7 protein-coding genes are annotated in these 7,407 nt (G+C 70.9%); 5 read left to right on the forward strand and 2 right to left on the reverse strand.

Going from position 1 to position 7,407, the window contains the following annotated elements; genetic code table 11:
• Both P409_RS20850 and P409_RS20855 read left to right on the forward strand, forming a co-directional pair.
• Positions 1-364: LysR substrate-binding domain-containing protein (locus P409_RS20850; protein WP_034843053.1), on the forward strand; the 364-nt coding region annotated here is incomplete at its 5' end.
• Between the two features lie 29 nt (positions 365-393).
• Complete coding sequence (locus tag P409_RS20855) at positions 394-741, forward strand: VOC family protein (protein WP_034843056.1); 348 nt, start codon at positions 394-396, stop codon at positions 739-741.
• 162 nt (positions 742-903) lie between these two features.
• Here P409_RS20855 and P409_RS20860 read toward each other — a convergent pair whose 3' ends face one another.
• Both P409_RS20860 and P409_RS20865 read right to left on the reverse strand, forming a co-directional pair.
• Positions 904-2,133: a hypothetical protein gene (locus P409_RS20860; protein WP_034843068.1), complete on the reverse strand. Its 1,230-nt coding sequence runs from the start codon at positions 2,131-2,133 to the stop codon at positions 904-906.
• Positions 2,134-2,298: 165 nt separating this feature from the next.
• Complete coding sequence (locus P409_RS20865; protein WP_161790439.1) at positions 2,299-3,054, reverse strand: ChaN family lipoprotein; 756 nt, start codon at positions 3,052-3,054, stop codon at positions 2,299-2,301.
• Positions 3,055-3,232: 178 nt separating this feature from the next.
• Here P409_RS20865 and P409_RS20870 point away from each other — a divergent pair, with 178 nt between their 5' ends.
• The 3 genes from P409_RS20870 to P409_RS20880 all read left to right on the forward strand — a co-directional run bounded on the left by P409_RS20870 (position 3,233) and on the right by P409_RS20880 (position 7,168).
• The gene (locus P409_RS20870) at positions 3,233-5,206 is read left to right on the forward strand and encodes a bifunctional DedA family/phosphatase PAP2 family protein (RefSeq protein ID WP_052121059.1); all 1,974 of its coding nucleotides are present in this window, start codon (positions 3,233-3,235) and stop codon (positions 5,204-5,206) included.
• A 114-nt stretch (positions 5,207-5,320) separates the two neighbouring features.
• Positions 5,321-6,076, forward strand: coding sequence for an SDR family NAD(P)-dependent oxidoreductase (locus tag P409_RS20875; RefSeq protein WP_034843060.1), 756 nt, complete (start codon positions 5,321-5,323; stop codon positions 6,074-6,076).
• Between the two features lie 48 nt (positions 6,077-6,124).
• Positions 6,125-7,168, forward strand: a complete 1,044-nt coding sequence (locus tag P409_RS20880) for an ABC transporter substrate-binding protein (protein ID WP_034843064.1) — start codon at positions 6,125-6,127, stop codon at positions 7,166-7,168.
• The last annotated feature ends 239 nt before the right edge of the window (positions 7,169-7,407 follow it).

The raw sequence follows: 7,407 nt of genomic DNA on the forward strand, positions 1-7,407 counted from the left end.
CCCGGCGGCCCATCCCTGGGTGATGCCTGACGACAGCCTGGCCGGCACCGCCGTCGCCCGCTGGATGCGCCGGGCGCTGCCGGAGGCGGCGATCGCGCTGCGGGCGGATTCGCTGGTCGAGCTGCGCAACGCCGCCCGCGCCGGCATCGGCCTGGCCGCCCTGCCCTGCTATCTCGGTGATGTCTCCGAGGGGCTGGTGCGCATCGCCACCCCGACCGTGCCGGAGGGCGCGGCGCTGTGGGTGCTGACGCATGAGGACCTGCGCCGCACCGCCCGGGTCAGCGCCTTCACCGAATTCATGGCCGCCGCCCTCGCCCGCCAGAGAGACCTGCTGGAGGGACGACGGCCGGCCGTGGCACGGTAGCCGCAACAGACAGCAACGGGAGGACAGCCATGGCCGTGAAGCGGATCGTCACCAACATCGCCACCGGCGACATCGCCCGGGCGCAGGCCTTCTATGGCGACTTCCTGGGTCTGGAGCTGGCCATGGACATGGGCTGGATCCTGACCTTCACCGCCGGCACGACGATGACGCCGCAGCTCAGCGTCATGACCGAGGGCGGCTCCGGCACCCCGGTGCCGGACATCTCGATCGAGGTCGACGACGTCGACGCCATGCACTGGAAGGCCGTGGCGATGGGCCTCAAGGTCGAATATGGCCCGGCCGACGAGCCCTGGGGCGTGCGCCGCTTCTACGTCCGCGACCCGTTCGGCCGGCTGGTCAACATCCTGGCGCATTGAGCCCGCGCGATCGGATGAGAGAGGCTGAGCCCTCTACTTTCCTGTCATTGCCGGGCTTGACCCGGCAATCCAGGGGCCACCCAGAGCGGCTCTTGAAGCCCCTGGATCCTCGGGTCAAGCCCGAGGATGACAATGAATATCTGATTCTCTGGCACTGCCCGCTCAGTTGATCCAGACCGCGAAACTGAGGAACTCGCCCTCGAAGGCGTCGGTCGCCTGCTCCCAGAACGTCCGCTCGCTGACCGGGCCGTCTTCGAGGAAGGGCACCATGTCGGTGCCGGTCAGCAGCAGCACCAGGTCGAAGGGCTGTGGCGACTCCAGCAGGCGCCGCAGGTTGAAGCCCTGCTCGAAGCGCCAATGCGGCAGCAGCTTGTCGCCGTTCAGGATCGCCTCGGATTCCGCCATCAGCGCCAGCCAGGAGTCGATGCGTTCATCGGTGATGGTCATGCCCGGGATCAGGCTGGCCTGCTTCGCGTTCGGCAGCCATTCGCGGTCATTGTCGGTCTCGGCCCGGATCGACGCCCACATCTCCCGGCTCAGCTTCGCCGCCTCCAGCAGGTGCTCGCGCGCCCGCGGCAGCCGTTCCGGCTCCGCCACCGGCCAGTTCAGCAGGTGGATCCAGGCAATGCCGTCGGCGATCCGGCCGTCCTCCGCCCCGGTGAACAGGCCCTGGGTCGGCAGGGTCAGCGCCGCGGCCAGCGGCGAATCCGTCCGCGGGAACAGCAGGTGCCCGGCGGCGTCGAAGCTGCGATGCCAGTCGCGCGCCAGCAGGAACTCGGCGCCGGCGCGCAGCACATGGGTGTAGGCGCGCAGCCACAGCACGTCGCCGGTGTCGAAGGCGATCACCAGCTTGCCGGCATTGGCCGGGGCGCCCTGCCCACCCAGCAGCACGGCGCTGTAGACGTCGTAGAGCGTGGCCTGGCCCCGGCCGTTGCCGGCGAGGTCCAGCGTCACCCGCCCCATTGCCATCGGCAGCTTTACCGGCCGATCGCCCAGCGGCCGCAGCGTGCGGTCGACCGCGTCGAGATCATCGACCAGCGTCTGCAGGACGGTGCGGGCATCCTCGTACCGGATCACCTCGGGGTTCGGGTTCGGCGGCACCGGCATGGTCAGCAGCGGCACCGACACCATCGGGTCGTTCGGCGGCTCGAAGCCGTAGCGGTAGAGCGCCTGGCTGAAATGCTCAGTCGCCTTGGCCAAGCGGATCAGGCCGAGGCCGGCGATCGCCTCGGCATCGTCCGGCTTCTTCGCCACGATCGCGGCCAGCGCCTTCTCGCCCTCGGCGATCGAGCCGGCATAGAGATGCTTCTGCGTCAGCTCGACCGGCGTCGCCGCCATGGCCGGGGCGGCCACGAAAGGCAAGGCGAAGGCAGCGGCCGCAAGGCCGGCCATCAGCACCGACCGGACGAATCCAAACACTTCACAGAAAAGTGAATTGGATTCACTTCGAAGGTTGAGAACCAAGCCAGTCGCCTTTCAATATTCACAGCAACCAGCCCAGACGATTCTCCAGCTTCATGTCACAAATCGGGCAGGACCATTGACAGGGGCGATGGGCTACGCCCCCGTGTCCGGCGCCACCAGGGCGGAGCTGGTGTAGCCGAGGTCGCGGAGCTGGCGCGGGATGCCGTCGCGGACATGGCCGCTGCCGGCCAGGACCACGACCAGAGGGATCCCCGCGGCCCGCGCCTCGGCGATGCGGGCGGCCATCGCCCGGTCCCACAGCAGCTGGATGTCGACGAAGCGGCGGAAGCCGCGATTGAGGGCATCGCCCTCCGCCCCCCTGCCATGACCGGCGAAGGCGGCGGCGAGGTATTTGTTGTAGTCCAGGGACGGCGGCACCGGCCGGCCGAGATCGAGATCCGGCCGGGCCTGCAGCGCCGCCCAGCCTCCAGTCCCGACCGCGCGCACGAGGTCGCGGTCGACATTCAGCGCGATCAGCGGGATGTGCTTCATCCGGGCATAGGCGAAGATCGGCCGGTACAGGCCGAAATCGAAGCCCCAGGACCGCTCCCAGTCCACCTCGCGCAGGAAGGCGGCCTCGTCGAGCCTGCCCGCGGTCCAGGCGTCCAGCGCCGCCTGGCGGCTGCGCGGCACCATCTCCAGCCCGATGGCCAGGCGCGGCTCCTGCTCGCGCAGCGCGGCGATGCGCTGCAGCTGCCAGTGATGGTCGGTGACGCGGTCATGGGTCTCGCCCAGCAGGACGATGCCGCCATCGGTCCGGGCCGGGGACGCCGGGGGCGGCGTCGCGCACCCGCCCACGGACCAGCCGAGCAGGCCCGCCAGAGCCAGGACCAGGATCCTCCCCCTCATCGCCATCCTTCCGCTCCATCCGACACCGGTCTCATGTGGCAGCGTTCGGCGCCCACGGCAACCGCTTCGCCGCGAGACGGGCAGGGTTGCGCCGGGCCGCGGAAATCGCGAGCTATGACACCGGTTCGAGACGAGGAGTCGGGATGAGGCGGAGATCAGACCAGATCGGGGTGGGGGCATGACCGACATCGCGCAGGCGGTCATCGGCTTCATCGGCCAGCACCCGCATTGGGCCGGCCTCCTGATCTTCCTGATCGCCCTGACCGAATCGGTGGCGGTGATCGGCCTGTTCATCCCCGGCTCGCCGATCCTGATCGGCGTCGGCGCCGTGGTCGGCCTCGGCCACCTGCCGCTCTGGCCCATGCTGGTCTGGGCGACGGCCGGGGCGATCATCGGCGACGGGGTGTCCTACGAGATGGGGCGGCGCTGGCGCGGCACCATCCTCGGCGCCTGGCCGATGAGCCGCTACCCGGCGCTGATCGCCCGCGGCGAGGCCTTCTTCCGCCGGCATGGCGGCAAGAGCATCGCGCTCGGCCGCTTCCTGCCGATGCTGCGGCCGATGATTCCGATGGTGGCCGGCGCGCTGGGGCTGCGGCCGGGGCTGTTCTACACCGTCAACATCGCCTCGGCGATCGTCTGGGCGCCGGCCCATATCCTGGGCGGCGCGGTGCTGGGCGCGTCGCTGGGCGCGCTCGGCGCCGTCAGCGGCCGGCTGGTGGCGATGCTGGCCGTCCTGGCGCTGACGCTGTGGCTGCTGGTCGTCGTCACCCGCTGGATCTGGCGCCGGCTGCTGCCGCTGCTGGGCCGGGCGCAGCACGCGGTGCATCGCTGGGCTGCGGGCCGCGGCAGCCGCCCTGCCCGCCTGCTGGCCCGGCTGGTCGATCCGGACGAGCCGGATCTGCGTGTCATGGCGGCGCTGGGCGCCCTGGTGCTGCTGCTGGTCGCCGGCTTCGTCAACCTGCTGAGCCTGGTCGCCGCCCATGGCGGGCTGGCAAGGGCGGACGGCGCCATCAGCGCCTTCGTCCAGGGGCTGCGCACGCCCTGGGGCGACGCCGCCCTGACCGTCGTCACCATGCTGGGCGACGGCCACACCATCACCGCCCTGACCTTCGCGTCCATCGGCTGGCTGCTGATGCACCGCGCTTGGCACCGGGCCGGCGGCGTGGCCATCGCCATCGCCGTCACCGCCGCCTTCGTGCCGCTGGTCAAGGGCCGGCTGCAGATCCTGCGGCCGACCACGGACCTGTACAGCGGCGCCGACGCCTTCAGCTTCCCCAGCGGCCATGCCGCCTTCTCCGCCGTGCTGTACGGCATCCTGGGCTGGCTGGTGGCGCGCGGCCTGCCGGGACGCTGGCAGCTGCTGCCGCTGAGCGTCGCCGCGGCGCTGATCGGGCTGGTCTGCGCCTCGCGCGTCTATCTGGCGGCGCATTGGCCGTCCGATGTCGCCGCCGGGCTGATCTTCGGCCTGGGCATGACCGTCGCCTTCGCCATGGCCTTCCGCCGCGCGGACCCGCAGCGGATCCGCCCCCGCGGCTTCGCCGTGATGCTGCTGCTGGTGCTGGCCGGCGCCGGCGCCGGCCATGTCGCCACAGGCTTCGACAAGGCCGCGGCCATGTATGTGATCCGCGACCGGACCGTCGCGATCCCGGCCGCGGAATGGCGGGCGGGGGGCTGGCGCCGGCTGCCGCAGCAGCGCATCGACCTGGAGGGCGACGCCGAGCAGCCCTTCCGCCTGCAATGGGCCGGCCCGCCGGAGGCCCTGGCCGCCGCCCTCGCCTCCTCCGGCTGGACCGCCCCGCCGGGCTGGAGCGTCGCCACCGCCGCCCGTTATCTCGACGACACGGCCGATGCCCGCACCCTGCCGGTGCCGCCGGTGCTGCAGGACGGGCGGATGCCGGTGCTGACCCTGATCCGGCCGACCGCGGACGGCACCGCGCGCGAGGTGCTGCGGCTGTGGCGCTCGGGCTTCGCCCTGGAGGATGGCGTCCCGATCCTGCTGGGCGCGCCGGGGATCGAGGCGGTCCACCATCCGCTGGGCCTGGTCAGCGCCATCGACGCCGAGGATGACGGGAAGCTGCCGGAGCTGCCCGAGCTGGCGCGCCTGCCGAACGCCGCCTCCCCCGCCCCCGGCCTGGTGCTGGCCCACCCCTGAGCCCGGTGCGGCATGCTGCCATGCCTTCCAGCCCCTGGACGGATGCGGCCGCGCACCGCATGATGCGATCGCGATCCGTTCTCAACGATCGACCCCTTCAGCCCAGGTGCAGTCATGTCCAGCACGGCCCCGACGGACGAGCCGAAGACCCTGATCCTGACCGGCGCCAGCCGCGGCATCGGCCATGCCACGGTGAAGCGCTTCAGCGCCGCCGGATGGCGGGTGATCACCGTCTCGCGCCAGGCCTTCTCGAAGGACTGCCCGTGGCATGCGGGCGAGGAGGACCATGTCCAGCTCGACCTCGCCGACCTGGACGGGATCGAGCAGGGCCTGTCCGCCCTGCGCGCGCGGCTGCCGCATGGCCGGCTGGACGCGCTGGTCAACAATGCCGGCATCTCGCCCAAGCTGCCCGGAGGCAAGCGCATGGGCGTGCTGGATACCGACCACGCGACCTGGATGCATGTGTTCAACGTCAACCTGTTCGCCACCGCCCTGCTGGGCCGCGGGCTGTTCGAGCCGCTGAAGGCCGCGAAGGGGACGATCATCAACGTCACCTCGATCGCCGGCAGCCGCGTCCATCCCTTCGCCGGGCCGGCCTACGCCACCTCCAAGGCGGCGCTGGCGGCGCTGACGCGGGAGATGGCGCATGAGTTCGGGCCGCATGGGGTTCGGGTGAACGCGATCGCGCCGGGCGAGATCGACACCTCGATCCTGTCGCCGGGCACCGAGGCGATGATCGACGGCGAGATCCCGATGAAGCGCCTCGGCAAGCCCGAGGAGGTCGCCGCGACGATCATGTTCCTCTGCACCGCCGGATCGTCCTACATTACCGGGGCCGAGGTGCATATCAACGGCGGCCAGCATGTCTGACGGCTGAAACCGCCGCCTCGGCGGAACAAGAAAACAGGGAGTGCCAGAATGATCCGTTTCACCCGCCTTCTGCCCGCGGCAGCGTTGCTGGCGGCCGGCTTCGCCGTGCCCGCCATGGCCCGCGACCTGACCGTCGTGTCCTGGGGCGGCGCCTACCAGGATGCGCAGCGCGCGCTGTATTTCGAGCCGTTCAAGGCCGCCGGCACCCCGATGCATGACGAGAGCTGGGATGGCGGCATCGGCGTCCTGCGCGCCAAGGTCGAAGGCGGCGATTCGAGCTGGGACGTGGTCCAGGTCGAATCCGAGGAGCTGGCGCTGGGCTGCGAGGAAGGCCTGTTCGAGCCCCTGAACTGGGATGCGATCGGCGGCCGCGACGCCTATCTGCCCGAGGCGGTGAACGACTGCGGCGTCGGCGCCATCGTCTACAACTTCATCCTGGCCTATGACGGCGCCAAGTTCCCGAATGGCGGGCCGCAGAGCTGGGCCGATTTCTGGGACGTGAAGAAGTTCCCCGGCAAGCGGGCGATGCGCCAGGGGCCGAAGACCAATCTCGAGATCGCGCTGATGGCCGACGGCGTGGCCCCGGCCGATGTCTACAAGGTGCTGGCGACGCCCGAGGGCGTGGACCGCGCTTTCCGCAAGCTGGACGAGCTGAAGCCGAACATCGTGTGGTGGACCGCCGGCGCGCAGCCGCCGCAGATGCTGGCCTCGGGCGACGTGGCGATGACCACCGCATATAACGGCCGCATCTCCGCCGCCAACGACGCCGACAAGAAGGACTTCAAGATCGTCTGGAACGGCAGCCTGTTCACCATCGACAGCTGGGTGATCCTGAAGGGCTCGCCCAATGTCGACGCCGCCACCAAGTTCCTGGCCTATATGGGCAAGCCGGAGAACCAGGCGAAGCTGCCGACCAAGATCACCTACGGCGTCACCAACAAGGCGGCGACGCCGCTGATCCCGGCCCAGTACCTGCCCGGCCTGCCGACCAACCCGGCCAACATGTCCCAGGCGATCGAGCTGAACCCGGAATTCTGGGTCGAGAACCTCGACAACCTGACCCAGCGCTTCAACACCTGGGCGGCGAAGTAGCTTCGCCTGCTTCGATGTCCCACGCGCTGACTCTGATGAGTCCCCCCTCCCCCCGCGGGAGGGGGCCAGGGGGAGGGGGTTCGCGCCGCCAAAAGCGGACAATCCTGCATGCTCCCCGCTCTTCGATCGACAACCCCCGGCGCGCGCGCGCGGCGCGCGCGCGCGCGCGCGCGCGCGCGCGCGCGCGCGCGCGCGCGCGCGCGCGCGCGCGCGCGCGCGCGCGCGCGCGCGCGCGCGCG

It is taken from the genome of Inquilinus limosus MP06 (assembly GCF_000767795.1).
GTDB classification, from domain to species: domain Bacteria; phylum Pseudomonadota; class Alphaproteobacteria; order DSM-16000; family Inquilinaceae; genus Inquilinus; species Inquilinus limosus_E.